Source organism: Dactylosporangium roseum (assembly GCF_025264685.1).
In the GTDB taxonomy this organism is placed as follows: Bacteria; Actinomycetota; Actinomycetes; order Mycobacteriales; family Micromonosporaceae; genus Dactylosporangium; species Dactylosporangium roseum.
In genome coordinates this window covers 3221111-3236240 of sequence record NZ_CP073721.1, presented here as the reverse complement: position 1 = coordinate 3236240, position 15130 = coordinate 3221111, and the positions used below count along the sequence as shown (strand labels likewise).

The following is a 15130-nucleotide window of genomic DNA, read 5'->3' as shown; positions in this document are numbered from 1 at the left end:
CCGGGCGGCCGGAACGTACCGCGGCCTCACCCCCGAAGGGCCGGCCCCGTCGTCGACGGCCCGGTCAGCACCGCTCTGGTCAGATCGGCCTTGTTGCCCAGGCCGAGCTTGCCGCGCGCCCGCTTGACGTAGGTGTCCACGGTGTGCGCGCTGATGCCCAGGATGCGGGCCACCTGCGAGTGCGTGCGGCCCAGCGCGATGCAGGTCAGCACCTGCCGTTCGCGGGGCGAGAGCGCATCGGCGCCCATCTCCAGGCTCGGCCCCCCGCCGGGTGACCCGACGGCGATGAACCGGCATCCGGCCGCGACGCTCAGTGCCGCGTCGACGATTGTCGGCAGCTCGACACCCACGCCGACATATCCGAGCGCACCGGCACCGACCCACGCGTCCACGACGGTACGGTCGCTGGAGTTCCCGACGACGAGTGTCGGTATCGACCTGCATGGTTCGGTGGTGATCCCGCCATCCGCGCACGCATCGAGACATCCGCGCAGGAGGACGTCGGCGGCGGCGGACGGGCCCGCCTCACCCAGCACCTGGAATCGCGGATCCGAGCCGAGCAGGCCGGTCAGTCCGTACGTCATGATCGGTGCGAGGCCGGTGAACCTGGCCTTCACCACGCGCCCCGGGTGATCTGGCTGTCCGGGATGTTCGCTCATCGAGGCTCCCCGCACGACGGTCGGTAGCTGGGGCGAGGGGCTCCGGTGTCGTTCGGCTGGAACGGCCTCGAACGGCCTGGAACGGCTCGGCCCGTACACCAACAATGCAGGAGTCGACTCTCAGCATCCGGTCACGCCGCCACCCCTCGCGCGAGTGGGATTTCACCACGTCGATGTACCGTGGCGAACGCCACTACTGGTGCGGTACGGGTTCGGGGAACAGCGGCGCCGCCGGCGCCCGGCACGACGATCAGGCCAGACCCGACAACTTAGCCTTCACCTGCTCCGCCTCGGCGCGCCCCAGCTCGCCGAGGACCTCGACCGCTTGCCGCCAGGCGGCCCCCGCGGCGGCACGGTCGCCGGTGGCCAGGTACTCGTCGCCGAGCCGGTCCAGCGTGTCCGCCTCGAAGAAGCGCTCGCCGTGCGCCGCATGGTAGTCCAGCACGTGCCGGTAACACACGATGGCCTCGGCGTGGCGTCCGAGATGGCCGTACACCTGCCCGAGGCTGTCCAGCGTGTGCGCCTCGCCGCGCCGGTCACCCAGGTCGCGTTGTAGCTGCAGTGCCTGCCGGCAATGGATGAGTGCCTGCGCGTGGTCGCCGAGCCGGGTGGTGAGCAGCCACCCCAGAATGTTGAGTGCGCTGGCCTGCCCCTCCCGATGCCCCATGGCGCGGTACAGCTCCAGTGCCCGACGGAAATGCTCGACGGCCTCCGGGTGCTGCCCGCGGCGGCTCACGGTCAGTCCGAGCGCGAGCAGCACCCGCCCTTGACCGTTCCGGTCGGCGACCTGGCCGAAGAGGTCCAGCGCGCGTTCCAGATGCGACTGCGCCTCCGCCTCCCGGTGCAGCCAGGACAGTGCCCGGCCGAGGCCCCGGTGGATGTGCGCTTGTGCCCCCGGGTCACCCAACCGCCGCGCCGATTCGAGGGCAACGGTATGGGTGCTGGCCCAGTCGTTCCAGTAGGCCCGCCGGTCGAAGAGCATCATGAGAGCCCAGGCAAGTTGCCAGGCATGCCGGTCGTATCCCGCCGCGGCCGCGGATGAGATGGCGGCAACCAGCGCCGGTCGCTCGGCCACCAGCCAACTCAGCGCCGACTCGGCGCTGGCGAACACCTCGGCTGTGACACCCGGCTCAGGCTCCGGCAGCGCGATGCGGTCCCGGTTGGGATACGCGACCCGGTCGGCGTGGTCCGCCCCGTGCAGGTAGTAGTCGAGCAGCCGACGCACCGCGACCTTCCACACGCCTTCGCCGTCGACGGTGTGCACCAACTCCCCCGCGTACGCGCGCAGCAGGTCGTGCATCGCGTACCGTCCCGGAACATGCTCCTGAACAAGGTGCACCCGGACCAGCTCGGCGATCAGCACACGAACCCGGTCCACGCGCACCCCGGCCAGACTGGCCGCGGCCGAAACCGTGATGTCGGGGCCGACGTACAGACCCAGGAACCGGAAGAGCCGAGCGGCCGGCGAGCTCAGGGTCCGGTACGACCAGGAGAACACGCCCCGGACGTCGCTGACGGGGTCCCCTCCGTCGAACGGGTCAAGGCTGCCCGGCGACCCGCGTAGCTGGTCGGCCAGCACCGACAGCGGAAGCTGCGGTTGCACTGCGGCCCGGGCGGCGACCACCGCCAGAGCCAACGGCAGCCGGGCGCACGCCGCCACGATCTCGTCCACGGCCGCCGGCTCGTGTGCGACTCGGCGGTCGCCGAGCCGGTTGGCCAGAAGCCGGCGGCTGTCGTCCGCCGGCAGCAGATCCAGCACCACCGGGCACGCTCCGGTCGTGGCGACCAGCCCGGTGAGCTGGTTCCGGCTGGTCACCAGCACCCGGCAACCGGCGGAGCCCGGCAGCAGCGCCTGAAGCTGATCGGCGTCACGGGCGTTGTCCAGCACGATCAAGAGACGCCGGTCGGCGACCAGGCTGCGGTAGAGGGCAACGGACGCCTCGCGACCGGCCGGCATCCGGTCCGGCGGCACCCCGAGCGCGTCCAGAAACGCGCGGAGCACCTCGTCCGCACCGGTTGCCGGTTCGGCCCAGTCGAACCCGCGGAGGTCCGCGAAGAGCTGCCCGTCGGGGAAGGAGCGCCGGACGCGGTGCGCCCAGTGGACCGCGAGCGCCGTCTTGCCGACCCCCGCCGTACCCGAGAGCACGGCTATCGGAACGGCCGGGCCGGGCCCGCCGGCCAGCACGTCGTCCAGCAGCATCAGCTCGGCGGCGCGACCGACGAATCCGTTGACCGCCGGCGGCAACTGCGCCGGCACATCAGGGACTGGGCGGCCGATCCCCACCGCAAGAGATCCGCCCGCGCCGTGCAGCTCACCGCGCACGATGTCCCGGTGGAGCTGCTGAAGCTCGGTGGACGGATCGATGCCGAGTTCGTCGGCCAGCCGCTGGCGGAGGCCGTCGAAGACGGCCAGCGCCGCGGCGGGCTGACCCGTGCGCGCCAAGGCCACCATCAACCGAGCCTGTGCGGGTTCGTACAGGGGATCCGCCTCGGTCGCCTGCCTGAGCACCGGAACCACCTCGTCGTCCAGGCCGACGACTTCCGCCGCGACCGCGCACTCCACCACCACCGCCCGCCACTCCAGTTCCAGGGCTGCGACGTGCGCACACGAACGCAACGCGTCCAGCTCCGCCAGCGGCGAGCCCCGCCAGAGGTCCACAGCCCGGCGGAAGGGTGGGTACGCGGCGGCGCCCCCGCTGCTGTCCCGAAGCTGCCTGGCCTGGCGCGCCAGCCGCCGGAACAGCAGCAGGTCGAGTTCGTCCTCGGTCACCGCCAGCTCGTATCCCCCGCCTCTGGCGATCAACGCCGGCGCCGCGGCTGCCGATCGGCCCAGCCCGAGCCGTTGCCGCAACCGGGAGATCCGGTTCTGGAGCAGGTCGCGGGAGGCCGGCGGCGGCCGCATTCCCCAGACCGTCTCGATGAGCTCGTCGGCCTCGACCAGCGCATTGGCCGACAACGCGAGCCGGCCCAGCAGCGTGCGCTGCCGCGGTGAGCCCGGCTCCACCGGAACATCGTCGACGAGCACGCTGAGCTGGCCCAGCACCAGCAGCCGCAGGCCCGACGCGCTGTTGCGGTCCGATCCGGCCAGGTCGGTCAGGTCGGCGGCCGGCAGCTTCAGGACCTCGGCGAGCCGGCGGAGGGTCTGCGCCCGGGGACGCGTCACCCTGCCCTGCTCCACGTCTCGCAGCGCGCCGAGACTCAGCTCAGCCCGGTCGGCGACCTCTTGCTGCGTCAAGCCCACCGCGCGGCGGCGCCGCTGGACAAGATCGCCGAGTGGCGTCGAGCGTGCATCGCGATTGCCTATTGAGCGTGGACTCACCCTTCGCCTTCTAACACACCGACGCAAACGGGGTCAGCGGCCTCGGGCCGGCGGGCCACCTCGAACCGAGCCCGGCTTACATGTCCCAAGTTTGCGTGACGGGCCCGCCGACACCGTCCCCGACCTGCGGTTTCGTCGCCGACACGGCCGCGTTGGGGCGTTGCTGCCGGGTGCGGGCCGTGCTTTACTGGCTGCCGACGGCCGCCGGAGCGTGCGATTCCACACCCTCGACGATGGTCCGGCCGAGCCGCCTCCATCACCCGCCGCAGCCGATCGCGCCGACTTTGCCGTGCTCGTGAGCCGACAGTTTGGGCCCTGAAAACCCCCCGTGCGCCGCCCGCAACGACCGGTGATGGAGTTGAGTCCAGAGTGAGCGGATTCCTCGAGGTGTACTCGACCTGCCCGCCGGCCGGGCTCAGCCTGGCGCGGCCCGGCTACGGCGGCGACATCGACGCGGTGGCCGAGTGGGCCGAGGCGGCGGGCCTGCGCGGGCTGCTGGTCTTCACCGACAACCAGTCCATCGACCCGTGGGCGGCGGCGCAGCTCATCGTCCTCCGCACCGAGCGGCTGATCCCGCTGGTCGCCGTGCAGCCGCTGTACATGCACCCCTACACAGCGGCGCGCATGGTCAGCACCATCGCCTGCCTGTACGGCCGGCGCGTCGACCTGAACCTCGTCGCCGGCAGCTTCCGGCCGCACCTGCGGGCCTTGGGCGACACCCACGAGCACGACGAGCGCTACGACCGGCTCGTCGCCTACGGCGAGATCATGGCGGCCCTGCTGCGCGGCGACCGGCCGGTCTCGCGCCACAGCGGCGACTACCGCATCGTGCAGGCGACGCTGCACCCGCCGCTGCCGCCCGGGCTGGAGCCGAAGGTCTTCGTCGCGGGCTCCTCGCCGAAGGCGGCCGACGCCGCCGCGGCGCTGGGCGCGGTCCGGCTCACCTACCCCAAGGCGCCGGCCGAGTACGACGCCGCCGACACGGACCTGCGCGGCACCGGCATCCGGCTGGGCATCATCGCCCGCGCGGACGCGGCCGAGGCGTGGCGGGTGGCGCGACAGCGGTACCCGGCCGATCCGCTCAACGCGCGCTACCACGCCTTCACCGCGCCGAGCTTCGACGCCGACTGGCACCGCGGGCGCCGGGAGCAGCCAGACCTGCCCGGCGAGGTGTACTGGCTGCACCCGTTCCGGGTCGCCAAGGAATTCTGCCCGTTCCTGGTCGGCAGCTACGCCCAGGTCGGCGAGGTGCTCGCGCATTACCTGCGGATGGGAGCCACCACGCTGATCCTCAGCACGCCGCTGCGGGAGGACGACCTCCACCACGCCGCCGAGGCGCTGCGGCATGCCGGGCAGGCCCATGCCGGACACACCCTGACCGAAAGGACGCCATCGTGAGCGACACACTCGGCCGCAACGGCCCGGCGGTCTCCCGGATCGCCCTCGGCACCTGGCAGCTCGGCGGGCACTGGGGCGGCTACGACGAGGACGAGGCGGTAGCCGCCGTCCGGCACGCCCGCGAGGTCGGCGTCAACCTGTTCGACACGGCGCACGCCTACGGCTGGGGACGGGCCGAGCGGGTGCTGGGCCGCGCGCTCGCCGAGATCGACGCCGTGCTCGCCCGCCCCGCCGACGCGTGACCGCCATGGGTGCCGGGCGGCCCACGATCAGCGTCATGTTTTTCTCCGGGGCCGACCGAGGTCGCGGCCCGGACCGCTACGCCGAGATCCTGCGCGTCACCGGGCTCGCCGAGGAACTCGGCCTGGAGGCGGTATGGCTGCCGGAGCGGCACTACCACCCGTTCGGCGGGCTCTTCCCCGACCCGGCGGTGCTCGGCGCGGCGCTCGCGGCCCGCACCGAGCGGATCGGCATCCGGGCCGGCAGCGTCGTGGTGCCGCTGCACGACCCGGTCGGCATCGCCGAGCGGTGGGCGCTGGTCGACGCGCTCTCCGGCGGGCGGGCCGGTGTGTCGCTGGCCGCCGGCTGGAACCGCGGCGACTTCGCGCTCGCCCGGTGCGCGTTCGAGCAGCGCCGGGAGTACACCTTCGCCGCCGTGGACACCCTGCGCACCCTGTGGCGCGGCGAAACGGTGCAGGTCAGCGGCGGCCAGGCCGTGCGCACGTTCCCGGCGCCGGTGCGCGCGGAGCTGCCGCTGTGGCTCACCGCGACCTCGGCGCCGGACACGTTCACCGAGGCCGGCCGGCGCGGCTGCCGGGTGCTCACCGCGTTCCTGCAGTTGGACCGGGTAACGCTGGAACGCAACATCCGCACCTACCGCACCGCCCTGGCCGCGCACGCACCGGACCGGGCGCCGCACGTCACCCTGATGCTGCACGCGTGCGTGGCCGAGACCACGGCGCTGGCGGTGGCGGCCGCCGAGCCGTCGCTGATCGCCTACCAGGAGCAGTTCCTGGACCTCAACGACCGCGCCGGCGGGCCCGGCGAGCCGCTGACCGCGGCCGAGAAGCGCGAGCTGTCCCGCTACTCGGCGCACAAGTACGCCGTGGAGCGGGGCCTGATCGGCGGGCCGGAGCAGGCGGCGGCGCGGCTGGAGGATCTGGCGGGCATCGGCGTGGACGAGGTGGCCTGCCTGGTCGACTACGGGCTGGCGCCGCAGCACGTGACGGAAACCCTGCGGCGGCTGGCCGCGCTCACCAGCTAATCCGCTCCCGGTGGCGCCAGAAGCCGCCGGTGGGGCCGTCATCGCCGAGCGTGGCCAGCCAAGCCGGCGTGTCGGCGGCGCCGGCCGGGTCGGCCCCGCCGGCGCCGCCCATCTCGGTGCGCACGAAGCCGGGACAGCAGGCGTTGACGAGGATGCCGTCGTGGCGCAACTCGTCGGCGAGGATGACCGTGAGGGCGTTCAGCGCGGCCTTGGAGATCCGGTACGCCGGGATGCCGGTCGATAGCTGCTCGAACTGGGCCACCCCGCTGGAGAGGTTCACGATCCGCCCGTAGCGGCGCGCCCGCATGGCCGGCACCAGCGCCTGCGTGAGCCGCCAGGCGCCGAGCAGGTTCACCTCCATGCTCCGCCGGACGATGCCGAGGTCCGCGCCGAGGGCGTCCTGGGTGCCGTCGAGGGCGACCGCGGCGTTGTTGACGAGCACGTCGCAGCGGCCGTGGGTGCGGTGCAGCCAGCGGACGAGCCCCACGACGCTGCCCCGGTCGGCGATGTCCAGCGGGCGCACGTCGACGCGCCCGCGCAGCGGCCCGAGCGTTTCCGCGGCCCTCTCCCCCGCCTCGGCCGAGCGGCTGCCCAGCACCACCCGCAGGCCGGCGCCGGCCAGCCGTCGCACGATCTGCAGGCCCAACCCCCGGTTGCCGCCGGTCACCACGGCGACCCGCGCGGCCGGCGGTGGGGTCACCGCGCGTCTTCGGCGGGCGCGGGCTCGGCGGACCAGTCCAGGTCGCCCCACCCCTGGGCGTCGTCCCACTCGGGGGCGGCGGCGACCACCGGCGCCAGCTCCCGCGGCGTGGGGTGGTCCAGGAACTCGATGAGCTCGACCTCGCGGCCGAACTCGGCCCGGATCCGCGAGCGGATCTTCACGGCGGTGAGCGAGTTGGCGCCCAGGTCCAGCAGGTGGCTGTCGGCGTCAAGGTCCGGCAGGCCGAAGATGTCGCGCCAGACTGCGACGATCCGCTCGGTCACCACGTCGAGGTCGTCGTCGCTCATCCGTCCTCCAGCTCATCTCGGCCCTGGTGTCGGCCGGTCCCGGTGGCTGCTGGTAGGCGGGACACGTGCCCGGTCGGCGACGCGTCATCAGCGGCACCCGCCCAGCGTGCCAGCCGCGGCCGGTGCGGCGAAGTCCCGCAAACATGTGCCATGCGGGTCCCCCGCATCGTGTGCGCAGCGCGGCCGGGGCCGGTCACGTCTTTGCGGGACGTGATGGTGTGCTGCGCCCTGATCGAGAATCCGGCAAGGCCGTCACCGACGAAGGCGGCGCGCCGCCGCGGGCCGGCACGAAGCGACAGCAGGAGGTGGCGCATGGCGGTGGAACCGATCGCCATCGTCGGGATGGCGGGTCGTTTCCCCGGCTCCGACGATCTCGAGCAGTTCTGGGCGAACCTGGCCGGCGGGCGCGACTGTCTCACCGACCTTGACGACGAGGAGCTGCTGCGCTATCACGAGCGGCCGGAGCGGATCGCGCACCCGGAGTACGTGCGCCGCCGCCCCGTGCTCGCCGGCTCCGACGCGTTCGACGCCGAGCTGTTCGGCATGACGCCGCGCGAGGCCGAGCTGCGCGACCCGCAGTACCGCCTGATGCTGGAGGTCGTCCACAGCACGCTCGAGCACGCCGGGTACGACCCTGGCCGCTACCCCGGCGACATCGGGCTGTTCGCGGCCACGAACGTCAACCGGTACCGCTACGACTACGTCGAACAGAACCCCGAGCTCATCGACATCGTCGGGTACAGCGCGGTCGACATCGCCAACAACGCCGACTACATGAGCACCTTCGTGTCGTACAAGCTGGACCTGCGGGGTGTCAGCGCGACCGTGCTCACCGCCTGCTCCAGCTCGCTGGTCGCGATCCACCTGGCGTGCACGGCGATCCGGGCCGGCGACTGCGACATGGCGATCGCCGGCGGCGTCGACGTCGAGTTCCCGTACCACCGCGGCTACGTGCCGCTGCACGGCGGGCTGCGCGCGACGGACGGTACCGTGCGATCGTTCGCCGCCGACGCCTCCGGCACCAATTTCGGCGACGGCGTCGGCGCGGTCCTGCTCAAGCCCCTCGAGGCCGCGCGGCGCGATGGCGACACCGTCTACGCCGTGGTGCTCGGCTCCGCGGTCAACAACGACGGCTCGCGCAAGGTCGGCTACTCCGCGCCCAGCGTGAGCGGGCAGAGCGACTGCGTGCGCCGGGCGCTGCGGGCCGCCGGGGTCGGGCCGGCCGACATCTCCTACGTCGAGGCGCACGGCACCGCGACCCGCGTCGGCGACCCGATCGAGCTCGCGGGCCTCATCGACGCGTTCCGCGCGTCGGCTACCGGGCCGCTCGCCGCGCAGTACTGCGCGGTAGGCTCGGTGAAGTCCAACGTCGGGCACCTCGGGCAGGCCGCCGGCGTCGCCGGGGTGATCAAGACCGTCCTGGCGCTGTGCCACGAGCAGTTGCCGCCGAGCGTCAACGCCGCCGAGCCGAGCCCGGAGATCGGCTGGGCCGGCTCGCCGTTCTTCCTCAGCACCGAGCTGCGAGACTGGCCGGCCGAGCCGGGCCGCCCCCGCCGGGCGGGGGTCAGCTCGTTCGGCATCGGCGGGACCAACGCGCACATCGTCCTGCAGGAGGCGCCCGCGGCGCCCACCACCGAGCCGCCGCGGCGGCCGGTGGAGGTGCTGACCTGGTCGGCGATGAACGCCGAGGCCGAGGAGCAGCTCCGCGCCCGGCTGGCCGGCCACTTCGCCGGGCCGGCCGGCGACGAGCTGCCGCACGCCGCCTACACGCTGCGCGCCGGGCGCAAGGTCCGGCCCGTGCGCGCGGCGCTCGTCGCCCGCGACGGGGCCGACGCCGCTCGGGCGCTGCGCGACGGCGACCGGGTGCGCCGCGGCGACGGGGTCGTGCGCGAGACGGCGTTCGCGTTTCCGGGGCAGGGCAGCCAGTACCCCGGCATGTACCGCCGCCTCTACGACGACGAGCCGCTGTTCCGCGACGGCTGCGAGGCCGGCTTCGAGGTGCTCCGGCCGCTGCTGGGCCACGACCTGCGGGGCGCCTGGCTCGACGAGGCCGGCGCCGCGGCGCTGGAGGAGACCGGGGTCGCCCAGCCGCTGCTGTACGTCGTGGAGTACACCCTGGCCCACTGCCTCATGCACTGGGGCGTGCTGCCCGACGTCGTGCTCGGCCACAGCCTCGGCGAGCTCGTCGCCGGCGCGGTAGCCGGGGTGTTCGGCTTCGAGGACGGCCTGCGCGCGGTCGCCTGGCGGGCCCGGTCGATGCAGGACATGCCGCGCGGGCGGATGCTCGCCGTCACCGCCGACCCGCCCGACGTCGAGGAGTTGCTGGCCGGCGACGTGTGCCTGGCCGCGGTGAACGGGCCCCGGCAGGTGGTGCTCAGCGGCCCCACGGAGGCCATCGATGCCGTCGCCGCCGAACTCGGCCGGCGCCGGGTGCGGCACCGGGTGCTGGCCACCTCGCACGCCTTCCACTCGCCGTCGATGGCGCGGGCCGCCGAGCGGTTCGAGGCGGAGCTCACGGCGCTGACGTTGCACGCACCGGAAGTGCCGATGCTGTCGGCCGCGACCGGCGCCGCGGTCGGCCCGGACGAGGCGACCTCGCCCGCTTTCTGGGCCCGCCAGCTCGTCCAGCCGGTGGACTTCGACACCGCGGCCGGCAAGCTCTTCGCCCGCGGGCCGGGCAACGTCGTGGAGAGCGGGCCCGGGAGCACCCTCACGGCGCTGCTGCGCGGCCGGTCCGACGCCCGCGCCAGCCGGAGCCGGTGCCTGACCACGAACGGGCCGGACGACGACCCGGCGGCGCTGCCGGACACGCTCGCCAGGTTGTGGGTCGACGGGCTGCCGGTGCGCGCCTGGTCCGACGAGCGCGGATACCGCCGCGTGGCCGTGCCCGGGTATCCGTACCAGCGCCGCCGCTACTGGATCGAGGTCGCGCCCGAGCTGCTGCCGGCCCGGCCTCAGCCGGCGGAGGCCGCTGCCCCGGCTGCCCCGGCTGCTCCGGCCGAACCCGCCGGGACTCGCCGGCGCACCGCCGAGCTGCGCTGGGTGCGCGCGGCCACCGCCGCGAGCCGGCCCGCCACCCCGCACGGCGACGCTCTGCTGCTCGCCGCCGCCGATACCCCGGACGCCCGCTCCGCCCAGGCCGCCCTGCAGCGCGCCGGTTACCGCACCCGCCTGGTCGTCGACCGCCGCCGCGGCACCGCGACGACCACCGCCATCGACCCCACCGACCCGGACGACTGGCGAGCCGAGCTGGACGCGGTGGCTTCCCGCGGCAGCGGCACCGTGCTGCTCGCGCACGCCACCACGCTCGACGCGCCGGACGGGGTGACGGCGGCGACGCTCGAGGAGCAACTCGCCCGGGGACTCGACGCCCTGCACGGCGCGCTGGCCGCGGCCGCCGGCCTGCAGCGCCGCCTCCGCCGCCCGGTGCGGGTGGTCGTGCTCGGCCGCCACACCGTCGACGTCACCGGCGGCGAACCCGTCAACCCGGCCACCGCCGCGCTGCACGGCCTGCTCGCGAGCGCCGCCCGCGAGCACCCGGCGGTTGGCTGCAAGCTCGTCGACGTCGGTGCGCGGGCCGCGGAGCCGGCCGTCGCCGACGCGATCGCCCGCGAGGACGGGCCGCTGGTAGCGGTCCGCGGCGCCGCCCGCTGGCTGCCCCGCCTCGCGCCGGCGACCCGCCTCGAGGCCGGGCCCGCGCTGCGCGAGGGCGGCACGTACCTCATCACCGGCGGGCTCGGCGGCGTGGGGCTGGTCCTCGCCCGGGCGCTGGCCGACACCGGCCTGCGGCCCCGCATCGCGCTGCTGGGCCGCACCGCGCCGCAGGAGCGCCCGGACCGCGCGGACGTGGAGGTCGGGCTCGCGGCGATCGCGGACGCGGGCGCCGAGATCGCCGTCTTCACCGGCGACGTCGCCGACGCCGGGCGGCTCGCCGCCGTCGCCGACGCCGTCGAGGCCCGCTTCGGCCCGATCAGCGGCGTCGTGCACGCCGCCGGAATCGCCGGCGGCGGGCTCCTCGAACGCCGCGGCCGCGACGACGTGCGCGCGGTGCTGCGCCCCAAGGCCGGCGGCGCACTCGCGCTGGACGAGGTCTTCGCGCGCCGGGCGCCGCTGGACTTCCTGCTGCTGTGCTCCAGCGTGGCCGGGCTGACCGGGATGTACGGCAGCGCCGACTACGCCGCCGCGAACGCTTTCCTCGACGCGTACAGCCTGACCCGCTCCACGGCGCGGCGGCGCACCCTGTCGGTGCAGTGGCCCGGCTGGTCCGGCGTCGGCATGCTGGCCCGCTCCCCGGTCGCCCAGGCGATCCTGGCCGCGGGCCCCTCCGCGTCCGCCCCTTCCGCGGACACGTCGGCCGATCCGGATGTGACGCTGGAGGCTGTGCTCGAGCCCGGCCGCGACTGGCAGTTCGACGAGCACGTCTTCGAGGGCGTACCGGTCCTGCCCGGCACGAGCCTGCTGCAGCTCATGGTGCGCGGCGCCCTGGCCGGCGGCGCGGACTGGCCGCTCGACCTGCGCGACGTGGTGTTCCTCGCGCCGCTGGTCGGCGAGGGCCCCCAGCGGATCCGGGTACGGGTCCGGACGGTCGGCACCGGCGAGCGCATCATCCTGCAGTCCCGCCCGGCCCGCGGCGAAGGCCCATGGACCGAGATCGCCACGGCGACACGGTTCCCGGCCGAGGCGCCCGACGTCATCGCCGACCTGGACGCACTGACCGCCCGGCTGCCCCAGGAACTGGACGGGGAGAAGGCCGGTTGGATCGACTTCGGCCCGCGCTGGCGGGTACTGACCGGGTCCTGGGGCGACGCGAGCGAACGCCTGGCCCGTCTCGTTCTGCCCGACTCCTTCGCCACCGACCTACCGGCGCACCCGGTGCACCCCGCGCTCCTGGACGTGGCCGGCGGGGTCCTGCACGGCCCGCAGGAGCACGGCGCGCACGCCCCGTTCCTGTACCGCCGGGTCCTGCTCGCGGCCCCGCTCCCCGCCGACGTCCACGTCCACGCCCGCTTCGCCGCTCAGCAGCGCGCCGGCCGCGCGGCCGTCGACTTCGACCTCTACGACAGCGGGTCCGGGTGCCTGGTGCTACGGGCCGAGGGCTACGTGATGCGCCCCGTCGAGCGCCCCGCCTTCGGCGCCCGAACCGCGTCGCCCGCATCCACCGCGCCGGCCGCTCAGCCCGAGCACGGTGCGCTGCTGTCGCCCGACGAGGGCGCCGAGGTGTTCCTGGAGCTGCTGCGCACCGCCGCGGCCCCGGTCGTCCTCGTCGACCTCGGTTCCGACCCGCTCGGCATCGCCTGGATCGACCGGCCCGATGCCGAACCCGCGCCCGAGCCCGCGCGGCCGGCGACCGTCACACACCCGGCCCTGTCCGCACCGGCCGCACCGGCACCGGCGGCGGGTCGCGACGTGGCGGTGGAACTGCTCGCGCTGTGGTCGGCGGCGCTCGGCGTCACCGACATCGATCCGGCCGGGGACTTCTTCGAGCTCGGCGGCAACAGCCTCGCCGCGGTGCAGCTCATCAGCCGGATCAACGCCCACTTCGGCATCGACCTCGGCGCCGGCTCGCTGTTCGACCACTCCTCGCTCAACGCGCTGAGCAAGGAGATCACCCGGCTGCTGGGCGGGGGCGCGGCCTAGTGGACGGCCACCGGTACTTCGCGCCGGACCTGCTCGCCGGGGAGGTCGCCGTCGTCACCGGCGGCGGCTCCGGAATCGGCTTCGCCATCGCCCGGGACTTCGTCGCGCTCGGCGCGGACGTGGTCATCGCGTCCCGGTCGGCCGAGCGGCTGGCCGACGCCGAGGGCCGCATCGCGGCGCGGACCGGCCGCACGTGCGCCAGCCTGCCGTGCGACGTGCGGCAGGAGGCGGACGTGGACCGGCTGCGGGAGTTCGTCACCGCCCGGTACGGCCCGGCGACGACGGTCGTGAACAATGCCGCCGCCAACTTCTTCATGCCCGCCGAGCGGATGACCCGCCGCGCGTTCGACGCGGTGCTTTCCACCGACCTGGCCGGCACGTTCAACGTCACCCGCGGCCTCGTGCCCGCGATGCTGGAGGCCGGCCGCGGGCTCGTCCTGAACATCACCCTCGCCGAGCCCGACCGCGGCTTCCCCGGCTTCTCCCACTGCGGCGCGGCCAAGGCGGCGATCGTCTCACTGACGTCGAGCTGGGCCTACGAGTGGGGCGGCCGCGGCGTACGGGTCAACGGCATCGCGCCCGGCCCGGTCCCGACCGAGGGCGTCGCCGCGAACATGCTCGGCGAGCACGACCCGGCGCGGGCATTCGCCGGCGCCGCCACGCGGATCCCGGCCCGCCGCCTCGGCACGCCCGAGGACATCTCCGCCGCGGCCGTGTTCCTGTGCTCCCCCGCCGGATCGTGGATCACCGGCCAGAATCTCGTCGTGGACGGCGGCTTCAGCCTCAACGTGCCGCCGAACGCGGGCGCCTGAACAGAGCTCAGCGCCGCCACGGCGGGACGTGCGGAGCCGGGGGCTCCGGGGGCGCGAACGCCTGGGCAAGTGCCCGGACGGACGGGTGGTGGTACAGGTCGACGAGGCGCACCGGCAGGCCCAGGGCGTTCAGATCCTCCAGGGTCTCGGCCAGCAGCGCCGAGGTGAAGCCGGCCTCGAAGAAGTTCGTGTCCTGGCCGAGCCGGCGGCGCCGGTCGAACACGGCGTGGATCTGCTCGGGGCCGGGAGTCACGCCGGCACCGCCTCGCGCAGCAGCTCGGCGAGGGCGTCCGGCGCGGTGTCGATGAGCCAATGGTCACCGGGCGCGTCCACCACCGTGCAGGAGGCCGTCGTGTGGCGGGCCCAGCCGGCGAGGCCGTCGGCGCCAAGGAGAGGGTCGGCGGCGCCGCGCACCGCGACGATGGGGACGTCCAGCGCGGGCTCCTCGGCGTACTCGTAGCCGGACAGCAGCTCATAGTCCGCGCGCAGGCCGACCTCGAAGATCTCCCGGAAGTCCGGCCGCGCGGCCACCTGGGACGGCACGCCGCCGTAGGAGAGGATCTCCGCCCAGAACCGGGCCGAGGGCAGGGTGTGCAGCGTCCGGGCCGGGCGGGCAGCGTCCGGGGCCGGATAGGACGCCACGACCAGCGCGCCGGGCGGTGGCAGGCCGCGCCGGCGCAGCCGCCGCACGAGCAGGAACGCGATCAGGGCGCCCGAGCAGTACCCCAGCACGACCCCGGGGCCGGGCTCGTACGCGTCGGCGAGCGCGTCGAGCAGCGCGTCGAGGTCGGTGCACGGCGGCTCGAGGAAGCGCGCCTGGCGCGCGGGCAGGTTCGCGGCCCGGACCACGATGCCCGGCGCGAGCCGGTCGGCGATCGGGGTGAACGCGGCGCAGCCACCGCCCGCGTGCGGGATCGCGTGCACGCGCACGGGCGCCGCCGGCGCGTCGGCCGGTTCCGACAACGGCACGAACCAGTCGGCGCCTGTCATGCCGTCCATCGTGGACACCGTGGGCGGGTCGGCGGCAGTCCCC

General features: G+C 74.6%; 11 protein-coding genes. 5 read left to right on the top strand and 6 right to left on the bottom strand.

All coding sequences use genetic code 11. The annotated features are described in order from the left end of the window. Positions 1-26: 26 nt before the first annotated feature. Positions 27-659 (bottom strand): helix-turn-helix transcriptional regulator, encoded by a 633-nt coding sequence (locus Drose_RS15100; RefSeq protein WP_260728831.1) that lies wholly within the window; start codon positions 657-659, stop codon positions 27-29. A gap of 250 nt (positions 660-909) precedes the next feature. Next, positions 910-3894, bottom strand: a complete 2985-nt coding sequence (locus Drose_RS15095; protein WP_260728830.1) for a BTAD domain-containing putative transcriptional regulator — start codon at positions 3892-3894, stop codon at positions 910-912. Between the two features lie 453 nt (positions 3895-4347). Between Drose_RS15095 and Drose_RS15090 the strand changes: the two genes are divergently transcribed. Genes Drose_RS15090 through Drose_RS15080 form a run of 3 tightly spaced genes read left to right on the top strand, consistent with a single transcriptional unit; the run spans position 4348 to position 6640 of the window. Then, the gene (locus Drose_RS15090; protein WP_260728829.1) at positions 4348-5376 is read left to right on the top strand and encodes an LLM class flavin-dependent oxidoreductase; all 1029 of its coding nucleotides are present in this window, start codon (positions 4348-4350) and stop codon (positions 5374-5376) included. After that, complete coding sequence (locus tag Drose_RS15085) at positions 5373-5618, top strand: aldo/keto reductase (protein WP_260728828.1); 246 nt, start codon at positions 5373-5375, stop codon at positions 5616-5618. The genes Drose_RS15090 and Drose_RS15085 overlap by 4 nt, the downstream gene beginning before the upstream one ends. A gap of 35 nt (positions 5619-5653) precedes the next feature. Next, entirely contained in the window at positions 5654-6640 is a 987-nt protein-coding gene (locus tag Drose_RS15080) for a MupA/Atu3671 family FMN-dependent luciferase-like monooxygenase (RefSeq protein ID WP_260728827.1), read from the top strand. Here Drose_RS15080 and Drose_RS15075 read toward each other — a convergent pair. Together Drose_RS15075 and Drose_RS15070 are read right to left on the bottom strand one after the other, a co-directional pair. Next, positions 6630-7340, bottom strand: coding sequence for an SDR family NAD(P)-dependent oxidoreductase (locus tag Drose_RS15075; RefSeq protein ID WP_260728826.1), 711 nt, complete (start codon positions 7338-7340; stop codon positions 6630-6632). The genes Drose_RS15080 and Drose_RS15075 overlap by 11 nt on opposite strands. Continuing rightward, positions 7337-7648 (bottom strand): acyl carrier protein, encoded by a 312-nt coding sequence (locus Drose_RS15070; RefSeq protein WP_260728825.1) that lies wholly within the window; start codon positions 7646-7648, stop codon positions 7337-7339. Before Drose_RS15070 ends, Drose_RS15075 begins: the two co-directional genes overlap by 4 nt. Before the next feature lie 312 nt (positions 7649-7960). On the opposite strand from Drose_RS15070, the gene Drose_RS15065 reads away from it, so the two are divergent. Beyond that, positions 7961-13285, top strand: coding sequence for a type I polyketide synthase (locus Drose_RS15065; protein ID WP_260728824.1), 5325 nt, complete (start codon positions 7961-7963; stop codon positions 13283-13285). Further along, positions 13285-14097 (top strand): SDR family oxidoreductase, encoded by an 813-nt coding sequence (locus tag Drose_RS15060; protein ID WP_260728823.1) that lies wholly within the window; start codon positions 13285-13287, stop codon positions 14095-14097. The genes Drose_RS15065 and Drose_RS15060 overlap by 1 nt, the downstream gene beginning before the upstream one ends. Before the next feature lie 7 nt (positions 14098-14104). On the opposite strand, the gene Drose_RS15055 is transcribed toward Drose_RS15060, so the two are convergent. Then, positions 14105-14350, bottom strand: a complete 246-nt coding sequence (locus tag Drose_RS15055; protein WP_260728822.1) for an acyl carrier protein — start codon at positions 14348-14350, stop codon at positions 14105-14107. Continuing rightward, the gene (locus tag Drose_RS15050; protein WP_260728821.1) at positions 14347-15096 is read right to left on the bottom strand and encodes a thioesterase II family protein; all 750 of its coding nucleotides are present in this window, start codon (positions 15094-15096) and stop codon (positions 14347-14349) included. The genes Drose_RS15055 and Drose_RS15050 overlap by 4 nt, the downstream gene beginning before the upstream one ends. Between the last annotated feature and the right edge of the window lie 34 nt (positions 15097-15130).

Coding starts and splice junctions, on each gene's coding strand:
- Drose_RS15100 (WP_260728831.1), bottom strand. CDS start 659: ATGAGCGAACATCCCGGACAGCCAGATCACCCGGGGCGCGTGGTGAAG.
- Drose_RS15080 (WP_260728827.1), top strand. CDS start 5,654: ATGTTTTTCTCCGGGGCCGACCGAGGTCGCGGCCCGGACCGCTACGCC.
- Drose_RS15070 (WP_260728825.1), bottom strand. CDS start 7,648: ATGAGCGACGACGACCTCGACGTGGTGACCGAGCGGATCGTCGCAGTC.
- Drose_RS15065 (WP_260728824.1), top strand. CDS start 7,961: ATGGCGGTGGAACCGATCGCCATCGTCGGGATGGCGGGTCGTTTCCCC.
- Drose_RS15050 (WP_260728821.1), bottom strand. CDS start 15,096: ATGGACGGCATGACAGGCGCCGACTGGTTCGTGCCGTTGTCGGAACCG.